This is a genomic window from Cupriavidus sp. GW822-FHT03E04, assembly GCF_058801495.1.
Genome location: NZ_JBXANI010000026.1, coordinates 62,508 through 80,232 on the forward strand (window position 1 = coordinate 62,508; position 17,725 = coordinate 80,232).

A 17,725-nucleotide genomic window follows, 5' to 3' on the forward strand; every position below is an offset into this window, starting at 1 on the left:
AATTCTCGTTTCGTAGCGTTAATATGCGCCGCATGAATGATCTCCGCGGTATCGACCTGAACCTGCTGGTGGTGCTGGAAGCCCTGCTGGCCGAACGACATATTTCGCGCGCCGCGCTGCGCCTGCACCTCAGCCAGCCTGCGGTGAGCCACGCGCTGGGCCGCCTGCGCCAGTTGCTGGACGACCCGCTGCTGGTGCGTGGCCAGGGCGGCCTGGTGCCGAGCGCGCGCGCCCACGAACTGGCGGGCCCGCTGGCCGAGGCGCTGGCGCAGGTACGCATCCTGCTGGGGCCTTCCGGCTTCCAGCCCGCCACGGCGCGCCGCAGCTTCCGCCTGGCCATGTCCGACTACGGCGCCATGGCGCTGCTGCCCGGCCTGCTGCGCGCGGTGCGCAAGATCGCGCCTGGCATCGACCTGGTGGTCAGCCAGGCCAGCCGCGAAGCCATGACAGCCAAGGTCGCGGACGGCGAGATCGACCTGGCGCTGGGCGTGTTCGGGCAGCCCCCGGAAGGCGTGCACTGCACGGAGCTATTTGAGGAAACCTATGCCTGCATGGTGGATGCGGCCACGGTGCGCGGCCTGGGCAAGCTTGACCAGGTGGCGTACCTGGCCCGCTCGCATGTGCTGGTGGCGGCCCACAGCGAGCGCGTAGATGCCATCGACGCCGCTGTGGCCAAGGTGGGCGGGCGGCGCAAGATTGCCTGCGTGCTGCCCCACTGGAGCGTGGCGCCAGCGCTGATTGCCGGCACCAACCTGGTCCTGACCACTGCGCGCCGCAGCCTGGCCGCGTTCGAGGAGGACCCACGCTTCGCGGTGTTCGATCCGCCCTTCCCCCTGCCGGGCTTTGGCTTCAGCCTGATCTGGCACGACCGTACCGACGCCGATCCCGGCCATAGCTGGCTGCGCGACCGCGTGATCGCGGTGGCCGCAGGCGACGAGCCGGACGACGCGATCAGCCTGCGCAGCTAGGCAGCCCAGCTAGCTGCCTGTACGGCTCAGTGCTTCAGTGCTTGTGGTCACCGTGCGCGCCGGCGGCCGGCGCCGTTGCGGTGAGGTCGCGCACTTCGGCGTCGACCTTCTGCTCGGTCACCTTGCCACCCTGCTCGATCTTGAGCGTCAGCGGCACGGTGTCACCCTTCTTCAGCGGCGCCTTGAGACCCATCAGCATCACGTGATAGCCACCCGGCTTGAGCTCGACGTCCTGCATGCGGGGCAGGTCGAGCGCGCCGATGGCACGCATGCGCATCACGTTGCCATCCATCTTCATCTCATGCACTTCGGCTGTGGCTGCCGCCGGCGTGCTGACGCCGATCAGCTTGGCGGGCTCGTGCGCATGCAGGGTCATGAACACGCCGGTGGCGGTCTGCGCCGGCACGGTGCCGCGCGCCCAGGCGTTGCTGACATCGACCTGGGCAAAAGCCGCGTTCGAGCACAGCGCGGCGAGCAGGGCGGCGGGCACCGCGGCGAGGAATCTGGCTTGCATCTGGACTATCTCCACTGAGATTCAAAGGACTGCACAAAGAGAACATTAGACCATGGCGTCCCTGGCGACGTGAGCCAGGCGGCGCAAATCGAGGAACCGGCCGGTTGGCTGCCCGGCAGCGAACCGTTCAGTCTGGCAGCGGCCCCGGCGCCAACCAATGCGGCACGGTGTCGCACGCGGCAGGCCGGGCGCCGGTCGTTGTTAAACTCGCGGCATGGATACCATCGCAGCCGTGCCGCCAGACACGGCCCCCTCCCGCCCCGGCTCCGCCACGAGCATCATCCCGGTCCGTCACAACCTGATGAGCCTGCGCCGCCTGTTCTGGCTGCGCTGGGCGCTGATGGGCGGGCAAGCGGTGCTGCTGGTTTCGTGCGAGGCCGTGGCCGGCGTGATCCTGCCATACAGCCCCCTGCTGGCGATCCTGTCCCTGCAAGCGGTGTTCAACCTGCTCACCGGCCTGCGCCTGCGCATGCACACCAGCCGCGGCGGCATGCCGAGCGACGCCGAGCTGATGGGCCAGCTGATGGTCGACCTGACGGCGCTGTCGGCCAACCTGTTCTTCACTGGCGGCGCGACCAACCCTTTTGTCTCGTTCTACCTGCCGGGCCTGGCGATCGCCGCCGCGATCCTGCCGTGGCGCAACGTGATCGCGCTCGCCGCCTACGCGATGGCCTGCTACAGCCTGATGCTGATCGAGTATGTGCCGCTGAACCTGCACAACCCGGACAACGCCATCAACTATCACCTGGCCGGCATGTGGCTCAACTTTGTCGCCAGCGCGACCATGATCGCGGTCTTCGTGGCGCGCCTGTCCGGCGTGCTGCGCCAGCGCGACGCGGAGCTCAACCTGGCACGCGAACAGTTGCTGCGCGACGCGCGCATCGAAGCGCTGAACGACCAGGCCGCGGCGGTCGCCCACGAGATCGGCACGCCGCTGGCCACGCTGGCGGTCATCGCCGGCGAGCTGCGCGCCGATGCGGCGGACCCGCGCCTGGCCACCACGCAAGTGTCCGCCTACCTGCCGGACCTGCAGACCATGGAACAACAGCTCGAGCTGTGCAAATCGATCCTGGCCCGCCTGCGCGACGACCACGAGACCGCAGCGCCGCAGCGCATCGATGCGTGGCTGGACGGCTACGTGGAACGCTGGCAGTTGCGCCACCCCCATGCCCGGCTGGAAGCCAATGCCATTGGCGAAGCCGCGGCCCTGCCGGTGGAGGCCGCGCGCGTGGGGCAGATCCTGACGATCCTGCTGGACAACGCCGCGCGCAGCCAGCTGGCCGCGGGGCACGAGCAGATTCCGCTGCGCCTGGCCATCGCGCTGGAGAACAACCGCGCGCTGCCGACGCTGATCTTCCGCGTCACCGACCGCGGCCTGGGCATCCCAAAATCCCAGCGCGCGCGCCTGGGCGAAGCACCGATGACCAGCATGCACGGCGGCCAGGGCATTGGCGTGTACCTGGCGCAAAGCGCGGCCCAGCAGATGGGCGGCCGGCTGGCCTGGCATGACCACCACGAGGGCGGCACCGTGGCCGAGCTGCGCCTGCCCGCGCCTTCCCTGGCAGCCTTACCGGCCGCCTCACCGTTTGCCTCACCCCTGACAACGAGCCCGCGATGACCGACGCCCCCCACGATCCCGCCGCCGCCGGCGCACAGCCCGGCGCCAGCGATGCCGCTCCCTTCCTGGTCGTCGACGACGATGCCGTGTTCGCGGGCGCCCTGGCACGCGCGCTGACGCGCCGCGGCTACGCCGTGCAGATCGCCCATAACCGCCAGCAGGCGCTGGCGCTGGCGGCACAAACGCCGTTTGACTACATCACGCTGGACCTGCACCTGAGCGCGCCGCCGGAAGCCGGCAGCACCGCGCCAGCCGAGTCTGGCCTGCAACTGGTCGCGCCGCTGCGCGCGGCGTTGCCCGATGCGCGCATCCTGGTGCTGACGGGCTATGCGAGCATTGCCACCGCGGTGGCCGCGGTCAAGCACGGTGCTGATGAGTACCTGGCCAAGCCGGCCAATGTGGATTCGATCCTGACGGCGCTGATGGCCGGGGTATCGGAAGACGCGGCCGAAGCCGCCATGGAAGAGCCGGTGCCGCTATCGGTGGCCCGGCTGGAGTGGGAGCACATCCAGCGGGTGCTGTCCGAACACGAGGGCAACATCTCGGCCACCGCGCGCGCGCTCAATATGCATCGGCGCACGCTGCAGCGCAAACTGGGCAAGCGGCCGGTATCGCGCTAGGCGTTCGCCGCGAATCCGCAAGCTCAGAGGCGCAACTGCACGTAGTCCCAGTCCAGGTCCTCTTCCTGCCCGGCGGCTTGCTCGGCAATGCGCAGCGCGTCGCTGGCATGGCGGTCGGCACGCGAGCCGAGATCGCCGGCCTGCACGGCCAGTTCCACCGCGGCTTGCGGCGTGGTGCCGGCCAACACGGCGGGCTTCGCCACCACTGGCGCGCTCGCCTGGCGATGTACGGGCGCGGCCTCCGGGCGCACGCAGAGAAAGACAGTGGCCGCGGCAAGGCCGCAAAGTACGCCGAACGAGGACAGTAGCTCGCGTTTCATTTCGTTTCTCCTGCCAGGTTGGTGGTTGGGGATGCGGGTGCTAATCGGCCGGCTACGATCCTTCGATCGTGCCGGCCGCCACTTTGGCATTGCATCGCAACACGCACCAGCGTGCTTACGAATGCTTACCTGTCTTACGCTTCTCTTTACCAGCGTGTCTTATCCGGGTCTCTTACCAGCGTGAATCACGCTCCCACGCTTTCATTTCCTCTTCCACGCGCTCCTTGGTGTAGCCATAGCGCTCCTGGATCCGGCCGGCAAGCTGATCGCGCTTGCCCTGGATCTGGGTAAGGTCGTCGTCTGTGAGCTGACCCCACTTTTCCTTGACCTTGCCCTTGGCCTGGTCCCATTTGCCTGCGATTTGATCCCAATTCATGGTCGCTTCCTCTATCGTGGATGTCGTGGATGGGTGACGTGCCGACTTGGCGTGCTGGCTCAACCTGCTGAGCCAGCGCGCAGGCCAGTTACTTGGCGTACTTGGTCTTCACGTCAGCCAGGCACTTGTCCTTGGCGTCGCCGGACAGTGCATCGCACTTTTGCTTGTCAGCCTTGTAGGCGGCGTCCATGGTGTCCTTCTTGGCGTCGGCGCGCGCTTCGGCGACGTCGGTGCTGGTGCCGGTGGCGGCAGCCTTCTCGACCTTGGCCGAACCCAAGGCCCGCTCGTGGGCAACCTTGGCTTCCTTCACGCACACATCCTTGTCATTGCCCTTAGCGTCGTCGCATTTTTCCTTGGCCACGCTGTAGTCGGCATCGGCCTTGACCTTGTCCGCCTTGGCGCGCGCCTTGGCCGTGCCATCGCGGGTCGCTTCGGCGTTAGCCTTGGCCACGTCCTCGTCGCGCTTGGCTTCCTTCACGCACACGTCCTTGGCGTTGTCCTTGAGGCTGTCGCACTGGGCGCGCGCGGCCTTGTAGTTGGCGCTGGCGGTCTTCACGGCCGCGTCGTAGTCCGCTTTGGAACCCGCGGGTGCGGCATGCGCCAGCGTGAAGGCCGCAGGGCCGGCAAACATCATCGAACACACTGCTGCGCTCAGCCATTTCTTCATCATGTCGTGCTCCTTTTTCAGTGGCGGATATTGTGGAGGGCAGTCTCGCTCTTGGCCTATGCCGGGTGCGATCCGCGTTTGCCCACACCGTAAGTACAGAGTACGCATGGGCGCCTCCGACAATCAGGCGTGACGCTCCGAAAGCCGCGTAAGACAATTCCGACATGATTTCCGGGGCACACGACGCCTGCGGCCCTGCGCCGCAGGGCCGCAGGCGTCCTTCGGCGCTAGACTGACGCGCTTCCCAGGAGAATCCACATGACCGCATCCCGCCTGCTGCCCGCAGTGACCATCGCGCTGGCCTCGCTTGGCGCAAGCTGGACGCCCGCCGCGTTCGCGCACATCGTGTTCGAGCAAAAGGCCGCGACGGCAGGCAGCTACTTCAAAGGCGCGCTGATGGTGGGGCATGGCTGCAACGGCAGCGCCACCCGCGCCATCACCGTGACCATCCCGGAAGGCGTGCAAGGCGCCCATCCGCAGCCCAAGGCAGGCTGGCAACTGGAAGTGAAACGCGCGCCGCTGGCCAAGCCCTACACCTCGCACGGCAAGACCGTGAGCGAGGACGTGCGCACGCTGCGCTGGTTTGCCGGCTCGCTGGCCGACGCGCATTTCGATGAGTTCGTGATGCTGATGAAGCTGCCCGAGCAGGCCGGCAAGCTGTATTTCCCGGTGGTGCAGGAATGCGAGGACGGGCGCACCGAATGGACGCAGATCCCCGCGGATGGCCAGAGCCTGCGCGAGCTGAAGACGCCGGCGGCAGCGCTGGAGCTGACCGCGCCGATGCCGGCGGGGCATGCGCACGCGCACTGAGCGGGCGTATTGCAAAACGACAAAGGGCGCACCGAAGTGCGCCCTTTGTCGTCTGGATCGTCTGGATGCCGCTGAACCGGGCTAAGGCTTACAGCACGTAGCGCGACAGGTCTTCGTTGCCGGCCAGGTCGCCCAGGCGCTCATCCACATAGGCCGCGTCGATGGTGACCGTCTCGCCCGATGACTTGGTGGCATGGAAGGACAGGTCCTCCAGCAGCCGCTCCATCACCGTGTACAAGCGGCGTGCGCCGATGTTCTCGACCTTCTCGTTGACCGAAAAAGCGATCTCTGCCAGGCGGCGGATGCCATCCGGCGCGAACACCAGCTGCACCTGCTCGGTGTTCAGCAGCGCCTGGTATTGCTTGGTCAGGCTGGCGTCGGTCTGCGTCAGGATGGCCTCGAAGTCGGAGACCGACAGCGATTCCAGCTCGACGCGGATCGGGAAGCGCCCTTGCAGCTCGGGGATCAGGTCGCTCGGCTTGGACAGGTGGAAGGCGCCCGAGGCAATGAACAGGATGTGATCGGTCTTGATCATGCCGTACTTGGTGTTCACCGTGGTGCCCTCGACCAGCGGCAGCAGGTCGCGCTGCACGCCCTGGCGCGACACTTCGGCGCCGCCCACGTCGCTGCGGCTGGCGATCTTGTCGATCTCGTCGAGGAAAACGATGCCGTTCTGCTCGACGTTGGCCACCGCCTTGTGCTTGACCTCTTCGTCATTGAGCAGCTTGGCGGCTTCCTCGTCGATCAGCAGCTTGAAGGCTTCGTGCACCTTCATCTTGCGGCGCGCCTTCTTGCCCTGGCCCAGGCCGGCAAACATGGTGCGGATCTGCTCGGTCATGTCTTCCATGCCCGGGGGACCCATGATGTCCATGTTCGGCGAGCCGGCGGCAACCTCAAGCTCGATCTCCTTGTCGTCGAGCTGGCCTTCGCGCAGCTTCTTGCGGAACACCTGGCGCGTATTGGAATCCTTTTCCTCGGGCTGATTAAAGCCGATATCGCGCGGCGGCGGCAGCAGCACGTCGAGCAGGCGGTCCTCGGCGGCTTCCTCGGCCTTGGCGCGCACCTTCTTCATTTCGGATTCGCGCGCCTGCTTGACCGCCATCTCCGCGAGGTCGCGCACGATGGTGTCCACGTCGCGGCCCACGTAGCCCACCTCGGTAAACTTGGTGGCCTCGATCTTGATGAACGGCGCATCGGCCAGCTTGGCCAGGCGGCGCGCGATCTCGGTCTTGCCGACGCCGGTCGGCCCGATCATCAGGATGTTCTTGGGCGTGATTTCCTGGCGCAGGGGTTCTTCCACCTGCTGGCGGCGCCAGCGATTGCGCAGCGCAACCGCTACCGCCTTCTTGGCCTTGTTCTGGCCGATGATGTGCTTGTCGAGTTCGGAAACAATTTCCGACGGGGTCATGGTATGCGACATGGTATCCGTTCAGAGGAAGACGACGGACCGGAGCGGTGCGGCATCCGGGCCCAGGCGGCCACGCAACAGGTCATTGCGCGGCCGGCCGACGCTCATTCCAGCGTCTCGATGACGAAATTGGTGTTGGTGTAGATGCAGAGCTCGCCGGCAATGCCCAGCGACTTCTCGACGATGTCCTTGGGCGAAAGCTCGGTGTTCTCCACCAGCGCCTTGGCGGCCGACTGGGCATAAGCGCCGCCCGAGCCGATCGCGGCCACGCCGCCTTCGGGGTCGAGCACATCGCCGTTGCCGGTGATCACCAGCGTGGTGTCGCGGTCGGCGGTGATCAGCATGGCCTCGAGCCGGCGCAGCGCGCGGTCCGAGCGCCAGTCCTTGGCGAGGTCGACGGCGGCGCGGGTCAGGTTGCCCTGGTACTTCTCCAGCTTGGCCTCGAAGCGGTCAAGCAGCGAGAAGGCATCGGCTGTGCTGCCGGCGAAGCCAACCAGTACCTTGCCGTTGTAGATGCGGCGGACCTTGCGTGCCGTGCCCTTCATCACAATATTGCCGAGTGTGACCTGGCCGTCACCGCCGACTGCAACCTGGTTGCCGCGCCGGACGCTGACGATGGTAGTGCCGTGATACTGTTCCATGATGGCTTCGCGAGAATGTGTCAGGGAGGTAGGTGGCGACGGCTGCGGTGAATTCAAGGGCCGGCGCAAGCGGCTCTGCGTGCGCATCCGTTGCCGCACCGAAGGCAACCAGAACAATATAGACGAGGCGGCGTTGGCTGCGCGCGGCCAACGCCGCTGGAAGACAAAAGGCCACGCATTGCGCGTGGCCTTTTCACCATCCGCGAGCGGGTGCCGGCGGACGAACCGGATCTTGCGTCTGGTCAGTCTGCGTAGACGCCGGCCTTCTTGATCACCGGGCTCCACTTGCCGATTTCCCCGGCCAGGAAGACCTTCAGCGATTCCGGCGTGGCGCGCTGCGCGGGCACGGCTTCGGCGCCCAGCTCAGCCATCTTGGCGCGGAAGTTGGGGTCCGTCACTGCTTTTTGCAGCGCTGCCGAGAGCTTGTCCACCACCGGCTTGGGCGTGCCCTTGGGCGCGTACATGGCGTGCCAGATCTTCACTTCGACGCCCGGCAGGCCTTGCTCGGCGGCCGTCGGGATGTCCTTGAAGGCTTCCACGCGGCGGCTCTGCATGGCGGCGTACGGCTTGAGCGCGCCCGCCTTGAGCTGGCCGGCGATATTGGTGGTCTGGTCGCACATCAGGTTGACCTGGCCGCCCAGGATATCGGTCAGCGCCGGCGCCGTGCCCTTGTAGGGCACCGTGGTCAGGTCGGTCTGGATCGCGCTCAGGAACAGCAGGCCGCACAGGTGCGAGGCCGAGCCGATGCCAGCGTTGGCCAGCGACAGCTTGCTGGCATTGGCTTTGATATAGGGCAGCAGTTCCTTGAAGCTGGCGGGCGGCAGGTTCTTGTTGCCAATCATCACCATCGGCACGTCGGCGATCTCGCCCACGGTTTCGAAGTCCTTGAGCGGATCGAAGCCGAGGTTGCGGTACAGCGCCGGCGCGGTGGACATGCCGATATGGTGGATCAGGATGGTGTAGCCATCACCCTTGGCCTGCGCAACCTTCTTGGCACCGATGGTGCCGCCAGCGCCGCCCAGATTCTCGATCACCATCGTGGTACCCAGGTGCTTGGACATGATCATGACCAGCTCGCGCGAGACCTTGTCGGTTGGGCCGCCCGCGGCAAAAGGCACCACCACCGATACCGGCTTGCTGCCGGGGAATTCCTCTGCTTGCGCGCCCGCATGCACTCCCATCACGCCGACCGTCAGCGCGGCAGCCACAAACTGTGCAACTCGTTTCATGCTATCTCCTGGATACCCTGCTATTCCCGTCCCGACACTGCCCCGGCCGGAGTGGCGCGCCCTGTCGGGCGCTGCCATTCCTGCGCTGCCGGCCCGATCCGGGCGGCAGCGCCGACCATGACGCGGGCACAGCGCATACGGCCGCGGCGGCTTGGGCCGCGCGACCGGAGCGCAATGCTATCAATGTCGAAAAGTGGCAAATATCCGGAATAACCCGCTAAGACATTTCTTCGCAAAGGTGCGCTAAATGTATCGAACTCGACGCAGCCTGCGGGAATCGGTGCGCAACGGGAGAACCACAGGAGACCAACGGAAGCTCAACAGAAGATCAACAGAAGATCAACGGAAGAAGCCGAGCATTTCCTCCTGCAGCACCCCCGGCGCCTCCTCGGGGATGTAATGCCCGCAGGGCACCGCGCGGCCGCTGACCTCGCTCGCCACCTCTTGCCACAGCGCCAACGGCTCGAAACAACGCGCCACCACGCCATGCTCGCCCCACAGCACGCGCAGCGGGCAATCCAGCCGGCGGCCATCGGCGCGGTCCGCCCGGTCATGGTCCAGGTCGATGGTGGCTGCCGCGCGGTAGTCCTCGCACATGGCATGCACGTGGGCCGGATCGCGCATGGCGGCGGTGTAGGCGGCCATCGCCTCGGGCGCGAACGGGCTCAGCCCGGCGTGGCGCAGGCCCATCAGCTTGTTGAGATAGAACTCGGGCTCCGCGTTGATCAGCGTTTCCGGGAATGGCGCCGGCTGGATCAGGAAGAACCAGTGCCAGTAGGCGGCGGCAAATGCCATGCTGGTGCGTTCGTACATGGCCAGCGTGGGAGCAATGTCCAGCAGCATGGCGCGCGTGACCCGGCCGGGATGGTCCGCGATCAGCCTATGCGCCACGCGCGCGCCGCGGTCGTGGGCGCATAGCGCAAAGTGGTCGAAACCCAGCTGCGCCATCACCGCCACCTGGTCCTGCGCCATCGCGCGCTTGCTGTAGGTTTCAAAGCCGGCCTTGCCCGGCGGCGCGCTGCTGCTCCCATAGCCGCGCAGGTCGGTGGCGATCACGGTGAAGTGGTCGGCCAGCGCGGGTGCCACCTTGTGCCAGATCAGGTGGCTCTGGGGATGGCCATGCAGCAGCAACAGCGGCGGCCCGGAGCCGCCGCGCACGCCGGCGATCTCCAGGTCGCCGATGTGCAGGCGAAAGGGCTCGAAATTGGGGAACAGCAGGGCGCTGGCGTCGTTCTGCATGTAGTGTCTCCTCGGGTCTCGGGGGCCTGCTGGCGATGATAGACGCAAACCGCTGGCGCGACGGCGCGCGGGCCGAGGACGGCCGCCAGGGTGCCGAGTTGACGCAACTGAATTGCATCACCCGGGGCGCTATGGTTAAATCGGTCCATGAGCAGCAGCCCCTCCCCCACCCAGGCCATGCCTGGATCCGCCATGCCCCCCGCGCCGGCCACCCTGGACGCAGCCCACGAACGCCTGCGCGAGCTGGGTGCGCGTGTGACCCAACCGCGCCTTGGCATCCTGGCCTGCCTGATGGAAAGCCACGAGCCGCTGACCCACCAGGCCGTGATCGACCGCATGCCGGCCGATGGCGAAGCGATCGACCGCGTGACCGTGTACCGCGTGCTCGACTGGCTGGTCGAGCAAGGGCTGGCCCAGAAACGGGCCGGCCACGACCGGGTCTTCCGCTTCAGCCTGGTCGAGCATGAGGCCGCGCGCGCGCAGGTGCACCGGCAGCACAGCCACTTCCATTGCAACCGCTGCGACCGCACCTTCTGCCTGGACGGCGTCAGCGCGCCGGCGCAAGCCGCGCCCAAGGTGCCGAGCGGCTTTGCCGTGGAGCATGTGGAGCTGACCGTGAACGGCGTTTGCGCCGAATGCGGCGCACGCACCCCTGGCAAGCATGGCTGAGCGGCGTCACCGCCCGCTCGCTAGATAAACGAACAAGTTACCCAAACCCGACTTACCCCGCGCACGACAGGCCAAAGCGGCATCCCTTCCCGGAGAAAACAATGTCCAAACTGATCCCGGTCACGATCCTGACCGGCTTCCTCGGCAGCGGCAAGACCACCCTGCTCAAGCGCATCCTGAGCGAGCAGCACGGCATGAAGATCGCCGTGATCGAAAACGAGTTCGGCGAAGAGAACATCGACAACGAGATCCTGGTGCAGGATGGCCGCGAGCAGATCGTGCAGATGAGCAACGGCTGCATCTGCTGCACCATCCGCGGCGACCTGGTGGCGGCGCTGTCCCAGCTGATGACCCGCCGCGACGCCGGCGAGATCGATTTCGACCGCGTCGTGATCGAAACCACGGGCGTGGCCAATCCGGGCCCGGTGGCCCAGACCTTCTTCATGGACGACGAGATCGCCCAGCGCTACCTGCTGGACGCCGTGATCACCCTGGTGGACGCCAAGCACGCCAACCATCAGCTCGACAAGCAGGAAGAAGCGCAGCGCCAGGTGGGCTTTGCCGACGCCATCTTCGTCACCAAGGCCGACCTGGTGCCGGAAGGCGAGATCGCCGACCTGCGCCACCGCCTGCTGCACATGAACCCGCGCGCGCCCGTGCGCACGGCGCATTTCGGCGAAGCGCCGATCGACACAATCTTTGACCTTCGGGGCTTCAACCTGAACGAAAAGCTGGAAATCGACCCGGATTTCCTGCGTGCCGAGGCCGAAGAGCATGATCACGACCATGCGCACGAGCACGCTCACGGCGACCACTGCGCCGATGACTGCGGCCACGATCATCATGACCAGCACGGTCACGGCCATGATCACAAGCACGACCACCACCATCACCACCACCACACCGACCGCATCGGCTCGTTCGTCTTCCGTAGCGAAAAACCCTTCAATTACGCCAAGCTGGAGGAATTCCTGTCTGGCATCCTGTCGGTCTACGGGGAAAACCTGCTGCGCTACAAAGGCGTACTCTATATGGACGCGGTGGACCGGAAAGTGGTCTTCCAGGGCGTGCATCAGCTGATGGGCAGCGATATTGGCGCAAAATGGGGCGATGAAACCCCCGGCACCAAGATGGTCTTCATTGGCGTGGACCTGCCCAAGGACGCCATCCTGAAGGGCCTGGCCACCTGCCTGGCCTAAAGCCGGCAGGCAGCGCCGCCCGCCCTGCCGCCCCCCCTCGTCGGAGGGGGGCCGGGATATCAGGGAAAACTCCCCGCTTTTCTCCCATATCTCCAAAATTTTTGTTCAAGTACAATAGGCTGGATTTAGTGCGGGTAACGTAGCCTTTTGTCTTTTGGCCATTTGGTCATTTGGTCATTTGGCGATGATGCCCGCAATGCAGGGCGGCGGTCGTCGTCAGCATGAGGCGGGCTGCCGGCAGGTGCGGTCGCAGTGCTTTATGCGGAGACCGCCCTCCGCTTGGGGCACCCGTCACGCGCCGTCATCGATCGACGCGAGAGAGAGGTGTCCCATGGTAGCCGCAACGAAAACGAAACAAAGCCGCAGCAAAAGCAGCAACGCTGCGGCCGAGACGCTGAAGGCGCAGTCCATGGAGGCTGCGCCTGCTCCCCGCGGCAGTACGGCGCACGCCGGTGCGGGCGAGGCCAAGGGAGGCACGCACAGCAGCCAGTCTGCAGCCAGCCAGAGCGAAACCTCCGCGCCGCGCAAGCGGCCGGACACTGCACCCGAGCGGACCAAGACGCCGCCGGTCGCACCAACAAGAGAATCAGCAGCAACCATGAGCAGCAATAAACTTCTGACTGAAGCTGAAATCCTGAAGATGGGCGACAAGGATTACATGAACGAAGCGCAGCTTGGCTTCTTCAAACATCGCCTTGAGCAGCTGCGCGACGATATCCTGAAAAACGCCGACCAGACCACCGAGCACCTGCGCGAAACGGTCATCGTGCCGGATCCGGCGGACCGCGCCACCATCGAGGAAGAGCACGCGCTGGAACTGCGCACGCGCGACCGCGAGCGCAAGCTGCTCAAGAAGGTCGAGCAATCGCTGGCCCGCATCGAGTCCGGCGACTACGGCTGGTGCGAGGAAACCGGCGAGCCGATCGGCGTGCCGCGCCTGCTGGCCCGGCCCACCGCCACGCTGTCGCTGGAAGCCCAGCAACGCCGCGAACTGCGCCAGAAGCTGTTCGGCGACTGATTCCGCGACTGCCCGGGGCTTGTCGCCCCGCGCGCCAGACGGCCCGGTTCTCCGGGCCGTTTTGTTTGAGCGGCACGACACCGGCAGGCATCGCCTGCCATTCATCATTCGCCTTTGTGGTGTCACAGGCACGGGCCTATCATTAGGAACGGCGGGATTCGTGCGGCCATCGCGCGCCCCGAATTGCCTGCTTTCCCCCTTGCTTTCTGATACAGTCGCAACTTTGTTGCAATAACACGCGCCCCAACCCCGGCGCGACTCGATGCCATGGCCGATCGCCTGCCCGTCACCGTGCTGTCCGGATTCCTCGGTGCCGGCAAGACAACCCTGCTCAATCATGTCCTGGCCAACCGCGAAGGCAAGCGGGTGGCCGTGATCGTCAACGACCTGGCCGACGTCAACATCGACGCCCGCCTGCTTGGCGATGGCATGTTGGCGCAGGCTGGCGAGCGCCTGATCGAGCTGACCAATGGCTGCATCTGCTGCACGCTGCGCGAGGATCTGCTGACCGAGATCGGCAAGCTGGCGCGCGAGGGCCGCTTCGATTACCTGCTGGTCGAGTCGACCGGGGTCGCCGAGCCGCTGCCCATCGCGGAGACCTTTACCTTCGAGGATGAGCAAGGCGTGGCGCTGGACACCGTCGCCCGCCTGGATACCATGGTGACGGTCGTCGATGCCGCGCACTTCCTGCAAGACTTCAACGAAGCCGACTTCCTCCAGGACCGTGGCCAGGCGCGCGACGAGGACGACGACCGCACGGTGGTCGACCTGCTGATCGAGCAGGTCGAGTTCTGCGACGTGATCGTGCTCAACAAGCTCGACCTCGTCAGCGAGGCCGAGTGTGAGCGCCTCGCCGGCATCCTGCATTCGCTCAACCCGCGCGCGGCCATCGTGCCGGCCAGCTTTGGCAAGGTACCGCTGGACAGCATCCTCGACACCGGCCGCTTCGACTTCGACGCCGCCGCCGCCGCCCCGGGCTGGCTGGCGGAACTGCGCGGCGAACACGTGCCGGAGAGCGAGGCCTACGGCATCGGCAGCTTCGTCTACCGCCGCCGCCGCCCCTTCCATCCGCAGCGCTTCGCCGAGCTGATCCACACCGAGTGGCTGCGCGAGCATGGCAATGTGCTGCGCTCCAAGGGCTTCTTCTGGCTGGCCACGCGCATGCACGCAGCCGGCACCTGGGGCCAGGCAGGCGGCGTGTGCCGCCACGGCGGCGCCGGCGCCTGGTGGGCCGCGCTGGATTCGTCCGAATGGCCGGAAGACGAAGCAGGCCGCGCCGAGCTCGAAGCCGATATGACGGTGGATGGCAAACCCGCGCCGTTTGGCGACCGGCGCCAGGAACTGGTGCTGATCGGCCAGGACCTTGACCGCCCCACGCTCGAAGCGCTGCTGGACGCCTGCCTGCTGACCGACGCGGAAATGGCTGCTGGCCCGGATGCCTGGGCGCAGTACGCCGACCCGTTCCCGAGCTGGGACGACGGCCTGGACGATGACGGCCACGAGCATGGCGACGACTGTGGTTGCGATGACCCTGGCCACGATCACGGCGGCCATGGCCACTGAGGCCGTTCGGCCCTGGCAGCGCCTGCAGCGCCGGCGCGAGCGCGGCCTCGGCCTGTGGCCGGCGCTCTGGCTGGCGCTGTGCCTGCTGCTGGCCCAGCATGCCGGACTGACACACCGTATTCATCACGGTGGGCTGTTCAGCCCGACGCTACAGGCCGCCGCCGGCAATGGCGAGGCTGCCCTGCCTGTTACCGGCGCCAACGACAACGAGATCCAGGTCACCGATAGCGCCCGGGCAGATCCCGATCTGCCGCTCTCGCTCAAGCTGGCGGGGCACTTCTGCGTCTTGTTCGACGGCGCCACCGTGGCCGCCAGCCATTGCGGCACGCCGGCCATGCCGGCGCTCACGCACCTGCAGTCGCCGGTGCCGTTCAGCGTGGGCTGGCGCCGGCCCGACCTGCAACATCCCCAGCCTTTCCGCTCGCGCGCCCCTCCGGCCGTTCACGCTCTCGCCTGAAACCCGGGCCGCGGTTGCCAAGCCGCCGCCCGCCGCCTGTCGCATCGCGCCGCGCTCCTGAATCTTGCTGCCCGCCGCCGTCCCGCGCATTTAGCGCCGGACGGCGCGCGGCCGGCATCCGGACGCTGGCGTCACGCGCTCGAAAGCACCCAAGAACAATGCGAGCCATGTCTTTCCGCCTCCAACAAACCCATATCCTGCGGCGCACGCCGCTCGCCGCCGTGGCGGCCCTGATCGCCTCCGCCTCCGTTTCCACAGGCGTGTTCGCGCAAAGCGCCCCGGCTGCATCGACGGCTGCGGCAGCAGCCGCGCCGGCAGCACCCTCCGCCCCGACCACGCTGCGCGAGGTGGTCATCACAGCCAACCCGCTGGGCAGCGAGCTCACCGACCTGGTGGCGCCAGTCTCCACCCTCAGCGGCGATGCCCTTGCCGTGCGCCAGGGCAGCACGCTGGGCGACACCCTGGACAAGCTGCCGGGTGTGTCCTCCAGCTACTTCGGCCCGAACGCCAGCCGCCCGATCATCCGAGGCCTGGACGGCGACCGCATCAAGGTGCTGCAGAACGGCGGCACCACGGTCGACGCCTCCACCCTGTCCAACGACCACGCCGTGCCAATTGATCCGCTGGTGGCAGAGCGCATTGAAGTGGTGCGCGGCCCCGCCGCGCTGATGTACGGTGGCAACGCCATCGGCGGCGTGGTCAACGTGATCGACAACCGCATCCCGAAGGAGCCAATCCAGGGCATCGGCGGCGCGGTGGACGCCAGCGCCACCGCCGGCGGCGACAGCGCGCGCAACGCCAGCGGCCTGCTCGAGGCCGGCAATGGCCAGATCGCCATCCATGCCGACGCCTTCGCCCGCAAGACCAGCAACCTGCGCATCCCCGGCTACGCGCGCAGCGCCAGCGTGCGCAACAGCCAGCCGCTGCCGGAGGGCGAAAGCGAGGCCTACGGCCGCCTGCCCAACAGCAACGCGCAGCAGTCGGGCGGCTCGCTGGGCGGCGCCTACACCTGGGCTGACGGCTTCGTCGGCGCCAACTACAGCGAGTACCACAACGAATACGGTACCCCCGCCGAAGACACCGTGCGGCTGCAGATGCGCCAGCAACGCTTCGCGCTCGAAGGCGAGGCGCGCAACCTGGCCGGCAACACCGGCGGCTTCATCGAGTCGGTCAAAGGCAAGTTCAGCTACACCGACTACGAGCACAAGGAAATCGACGCGGGGCAGACCGGCACCATCTTCAAGAACAACGGCTGGGACGCACGCTTCGAGGCCAAGCACGCGCGCATCGGCAACATGACTGGCGTGATCGGCACCCAGTTCGGCTCGACCCGCTTCTCGGCGCTTGGCGAGGAGGCCTTCGTGCCGAGCACCGACACCGACAACGCCGCGCTGTTCATCTTCGAGGAAATGCCGCTGACCGCCAGCGGCGACCTCAAGCTCAACCTGGGCGGCCGCATGGACCACACCAGCGTGAAGGCGCAGGCCAACGGCAACGACCGCTTCTCCGACGCCAGCCGCAGCTTCAACGCCGGCAGCGCCTCGGCCGGCCTGCTCTACAAGCTGGCGCCGGCCTGGTCGCTGACCACCAACCTGGCCTACACGGAGCGCGCCCCAACCTTCTACGAGCTGTACGCCAATGGCCCCCACGTGGCCACCGGCTCGTGGGAGCAGGGCGACCCCAACGCCGCCAAGGAACGCGCCACCTCGCTGGACCTGGGCGTGCGCTTCAAGTCAGGCCCGCACAGCGCCGGCCTGTCGGGCTACTACAGCCGCTTCGCGAACTACCTGGCGCTCACCAACACCGGGAGCGCGCGCGACGCGGAAGGCGATTTCGTCGCGCCCGGCGGCGCCGGCGCATTGCCCGTGATGCAATACATGGGCGTGCCCGCCACGCTGTACGGCTTCGAGGCCGAAGGCAAGGCGCGCGTCGCGCAGAAGCTGCTGACCGGCAGCGACACGCTGGACCTGGAGGCCCGCGCGGACTACGTGCACGGCGAGAACCGCAACACCGGCCAGCCGCTGCCGCGCCTGTCCCCGCTGCGCCTGGGCGGCGCGGTGGTATACGGCGCCGGCCCGTGGGGCGCGCGCGCGGACGTGACCTACGCCGCCCGCCAGACGCGCGTGCCGTCCAACGACACGCCCACCGATGCGTACACCTTGCTGGGCGTGTCCATCACGTACAAGTTCAAGATGGCGGGCACCCAGACGCTGGTCTACCTGCGCGGCGACAACCTGACCAACCAGGACGCCCGCAGCGCCACCTCGATCCTGCGCGACATTGCGCCGCTGGCAGGGCGCAGCGTCAAGCTGGGCGTGCGCACAACGTTCTAAGCAGCACCGCGGCGGCGGGTCTTGCCCGCCCCGCGTGGTAACAATCTGGTATCGGTGCCGGCATGATGGCGCACGG

The 17,725-nt window shown here is 66.9% G+C and carries 18 protein-coding genes; 10 read left to right on the forward strand and 8 right to left on the reverse strand.

The window, feature by feature from the left end; translation table 11 throughout:
• Nucleotides 1-32: 32 nt before the first annotated feature.
• A complete protein-coding gene (locus tag AC1RQC_RS31405; RefSeq protein WP_174426049.1) occupies nt 33-968 on the forward strand; it encodes a LysR family transcriptional regulator in 936 nt (311 codons plus the stop codon).
• Between the two features lie 34 nt (nt 969-1,002).
• Here the strand turns inward: AC1RQC_RS31405 and AC1RQC_RS31410 are convergent, their stop codons facing one another.
• Complete coding sequence (locus tag AC1RQC_RS31410) at nt 1,003-1,482, reverse strand: copper chaperone PCu(A)C (protein WP_416050237.1); 480 nt, start codon at nt 1,480-1,482, stop codon at nt 1,003-1,005.
• A gap of 214 nt (nt 1,483-1,696) precedes the next feature.
• On the opposite strand from AC1RQC_RS31410, the gene AC1RQC_RS31415 reads away from it, so the two are divergent.
• Both AC1RQC_RS31415 and AC1RQC_RS31420 read left to right on the forward strand, forming a co-directional pair.
• Nucleotides 1,697-3,100, forward strand: coding sequence for an ATP-binding protein (locus AC1RQC_RS31415; protein WP_492374307.1), 1,404 nt, complete (start codon nt 1,697-1,699; stop codon nt 3,098-3,100).
• Nucleotides 3,097-3,720 carry a response regulator transcription factor gene (locus AC1RQC_RS31420; RefSeq protein WP_492374306.1) on the forward strand — a complete coding sequence of 208 codons (624 nt, stop codon included), beginning with the start codon at nt 3,097-3,099 and terminating at the stop codon, nt 3,718-3,720. Before AC1RQC_RS31415 ends, AC1RQC_RS31420 begins: the two co-directional genes overlap by 4 nt.
• A 23-nt stretch (nt 3,721-3,743) precedes the next feature.
• On the opposite strand, the gene AC1RQC_RS31425 is transcribed toward AC1RQC_RS31420, so the two are convergent.
• The 3 genes from AC1RQC_RS31425 to AC1RQC_RS31435 form a co-directional block, all read right to left on the reverse strand.
• The gene (locus AC1RQC_RS31425) at nt 3,744-4,040 is read right to left on the reverse strand and encodes a hypothetical protein (protein ID WP_492374305.1); all 297 of its coding nucleotides are present in this window, start codon (nt 4,038-4,040) and stop codon (nt 3,744-3,746) included.
• 172 nt (nt 4,041-4,212) lie between these two features.
• Complete coding sequence (locus tag AC1RQC_RS31430) at nt 4,213-4,416, reverse strand: CsbD family protein (protein ID WP_150989795.1); 204 nt, start codon at nt 4,414-4,416, stop codon at nt 4,213-4,215.
• Nucleotides 4,417-4,504: 88 nt separating this feature from the next.
• The gene (locus AC1RQC_RS31435) at nt 4,505-5,086 is read right to left on the reverse strand and encodes a hypothetical protein (protein WP_492885607.1); all 582 of its coding nucleotides are present in this window, start codon (nt 5,084-5,086) and stop codon (nt 4,505-4,507) included.
• 255 nt (nt 5,087-5,341) lie between these two features.
• Between AC1RQC_RS31435 and AC1RQC_RS31440 the strand changes: the two genes are divergently transcribed.
• Complete coding sequence (locus AC1RQC_RS31440; RefSeq protein WP_492812870.1) at nt 5,342-5,893, forward strand: YcnI family copper-binding membrane protein; 552 nt, start codon at nt 5,342-5,344, stop codon at nt 5,891-5,893.
• 88 nt (nt 5,894-5,981) lie between these two features.
• Here AC1RQC_RS31440 and hslU read toward each other — a convergent pair whose 3' ends face one another.
• The 4 genes from hslU to AC1RQC_RS31460 all read right to left on the reverse strand — a co-directional run bounded on the left by hslU (nt 5,982) and on the right by AC1RQC_RS31460 (nt 10,410).
• Nucleotides 5,982-7,313, reverse strand: coding sequence for an ATP-dependent protease ATPase subunit HslU (gene hslU, locus AC1RQC_RS31445; protein WP_150989789.1), 1,332 nt, complete (start codon nt 7,311-7,313; stop codon nt 5,982-5,984).
• A gap of 92 nt (nt 7,314-7,405) precedes the next feature.
• Nucleotides 7,406-7,942 carry an ATP-dependent protease subunit HslV gene (gene hslV / locus AC1RQC_RS31450; RefSeq protein WP_006162714.1) on the reverse strand — a complete coding sequence of 179 codons (537 nt, stop codon included), beginning with the start codon at nt 7,940-7,942 and terminating at the stop codon, nt 7,406-7,408.
• A 242-nt stretch (nt 7,943-8,184) separates the two neighbouring features.
• Nucleotides 8,185-9,171 (reverse strand): tripartite tricarboxylate transporter substrate-binding protein, encoded by a 987-nt coding sequence (locus AC1RQC_RS31455; RefSeq protein ID WP_492374302.1) that lies wholly within the window; start codon nt 9,169-9,171, stop codon nt 8,185-8,187.
• A 339-nt stretch (nt 9,172-9,510) separates the two neighbouring features.
• Nucleotides 9,511-10,410, reverse strand: coding sequence for an alpha/beta fold hydrolase (locus AC1RQC_RS31460; RefSeq protein WP_492885609.1), 900 nt, complete (start codon nt 10,408-10,410; stop codon nt 9,511-9,513).
• 147 nt (nt 10,411-10,557) lie between these two features.
• Here AC1RQC_RS31460 and AC1RQC_RS31465 point away from each other — a divergent pair, with 147 nt between their 5' ends.
• The 6 genes from AC1RQC_RS31465 to AC1RQC_RS31490 all read left to right on the forward strand — a co-directional run bounded on the left by AC1RQC_RS31465 (nt 10,558) and on the right by AC1RQC_RS31490 (nt 17,649).
• Nucleotides 10,558-11,079 carry a Fur family transcriptional regulator gene (locus AC1RQC_RS31465; RefSeq protein WP_492374300.1) on the forward strand — a complete coding sequence of 174 codons (522 nt, stop codon included), beginning with the start codon at nt 10,558-10,560 and terminating at the stop codon, nt 11,077-11,079.
• A gap of 101 nt (nt 11,080-11,180) precedes the next feature.
• Nucleotides 11,181-12,278 (forward strand): CobW family GTP-binding protein, encoded by a 1,098-nt coding sequence (locus AC1RQC_RS31470; RefSeq protein WP_492812865.1) that lies wholly within the window; start codon nt 11,181-11,183, stop codon nt 12,276-12,278.
• Nucleotides 12,279-12,876: 598 nt separating this feature from the next.
• The gene (dksA, locus tag AC1RQC_RS31475) at nt 12,877-13,296 is read left to right on the forward strand and encodes an RNA polymerase-binding protein DksA (protein ID WP_006164034.1); all 420 of its coding nucleotides are present in this window, start codon (nt 12,877-12,879) and stop codon (nt 13,294-13,296) included.
• A gap of 267 nt (nt 13,297-13,563) precedes the next feature.
• Nucleotides 13,564-14,859, forward strand: coding sequence for a zinc metallochaperone GTPase ZigA (zigA, locus tag AC1RQC_RS31480; protein ID WP_492812862.1), 1,296 nt, complete (start codon nt 13,564-13,566; stop codon nt 14,857-14,859).
• Nucleotides 14,849-15,316, forward strand: coding sequence for a hypothetical protein (locus AC1RQC_RS31485; RefSeq protein WP_492374297.1), 468 nt, complete (start codon nt 14,849-14,851; stop codon nt 15,314-15,316). The genes zigA and AC1RQC_RS31485 overlap by 11 nt, the downstream gene beginning before the upstream one ends.
• Before the next feature lie 167 nt (nt 15,317-15,483).
• Nucleotides 15,484-17,649 (forward strand): TonB-dependent receptor, encoded by a 2,166-nt coding sequence (locus tag AC1RQC_RS31490; RefSeq protein WP_492885611.1) that lies wholly within the window; start codon nt 15,484-15,486, stop codon nt 17,647-17,649.
• Nucleotides 17,650-17,725: the final 76 nt, after the last annotated feature.

Bases quoted from the DNA above. Each gene is read 5' to 3' on its own strand.
- AC1RQC_RS31405 (WP_174426049.1), top strand. From the start codon at position 33: ATGAATGATCTCCGCGGTATCGACCTGAACCTGCTGGTGGTGCTGGAA.
- AC1RQC_RS31410 (WP_416050237.1), bottom strand. From the start codon at position 1,482: ATGCAAGCCAGATTCCTCGCCGCGGTGCCCGCCGCCCTGCTCGCCGCG.
- AC1RQC_RS31415 (WP_492374307.1), top strand. From the start codon at position 1,697: ATGGATACCATCGCAGCCGTGCCGCCAGACACGGCCCCCTCCCGCCCC.
- AC1RQC_RS31420 (WP_492374306.1), top strand. From the start codon at position 3,097: ATGACCGACGCCCCCCACGATCCCGCCGCCGCCGGCGCACAGCCCGGC.
- AC1RQC_RS31425 (WP_492374305.1), bottom strand. From the start codon at position 4,040: ATGAAACGCGAGCTACTGTCCTCGTTCGGCGTACTTTGCGGCCTTGCC.
- AC1RQC_RS31430 (WP_150989795.1), bottom strand. From the start codon at position 4,416: ATGAATTGGGATCAAATCGCAGGCAAATGGGACCAGGCCAAGGGCAAG.
- AC1RQC_RS31435 (WP_492885607.1), bottom strand. From the start codon at position 5,086: ATGATGAAGAAATGGCTGAGCGCAGCAGTGTGTTCGATGATGTTTGCC.
- AC1RQC_RS31440 (WP_492812870.1), top strand. From the start codon at position 5,342: ATGACCGCATCCCGCCTGCTGCCCGCAGTGACCATCGCGCTGGCCTCG.
- hslU (WP_150989789.1), bottom strand. From the start codon at position 7,313: ATGTCGCATACCATGACCCCGTCGGAAATTGTTTCCGAACTCGACAAG.
- hslV (WP_006162714.1), bottom strand. From the start codon at position 7,942: ATGGAACAGTATCACGGCACTACCATCGTCAGCGTCCGGCGCGGCAAC.
- AC1RQC_RS31455 (WP_492374302.1), bottom strand. From the start codon at position 9,171: ATGAAACGAGTTGCACAGTTTGTGGCTGCCGCGCTGACGGTCGGCGTG.
- AC1RQC_RS31460 (WP_492885609.1), bottom strand. From the start codon at position 10,410: ATGCAGAACGACGCCAGCGCCCTGCTGTTCCCCAATTTCGAGCCCTTT.
- AC1RQC_RS31465 (WP_492374300.1), top strand. From the start codon at position 10,558: ATGAGCAGCAGCCCCTCCCCCACCCAGGCCATGCCTGGATCCGCCATG.
- AC1RQC_RS31470 (WP_492812865.1), top strand. From the start codon at position 11,181: ATGTCCAAACTGATCCCGGTCACGATCCTGACCGGCTTCCTCGGCAGC.
- dksA (WP_006164034.1), top strand. From the start codon at position 12,877: ATGAGCAGCAATAAACTTCTGACTGAAGCTGAAATCCTGAAGATGGGC.
- zigA (WP_492812862.1), top strand. From the start codon at position 13,564: ATGGCCGATCGCCTGCCCGTCACCGTGCTGTCCGGATTCCTCGGTGCC.
- AC1RQC_RS31485 (WP_492374297.1), top strand. From the start codon at position 14,849: ATGGCCACTGAGGCCGTTCGGCCCTGGCAGCGCCTGCAGCGCCGGCGC.
- AC1RQC_RS31490 (WP_492885611.1), top strand. From the start codon at position 15,484: ATGTCTTTCCGCCTCCAACAAACCCATATCCTGCGGCGCACGCCGCTC.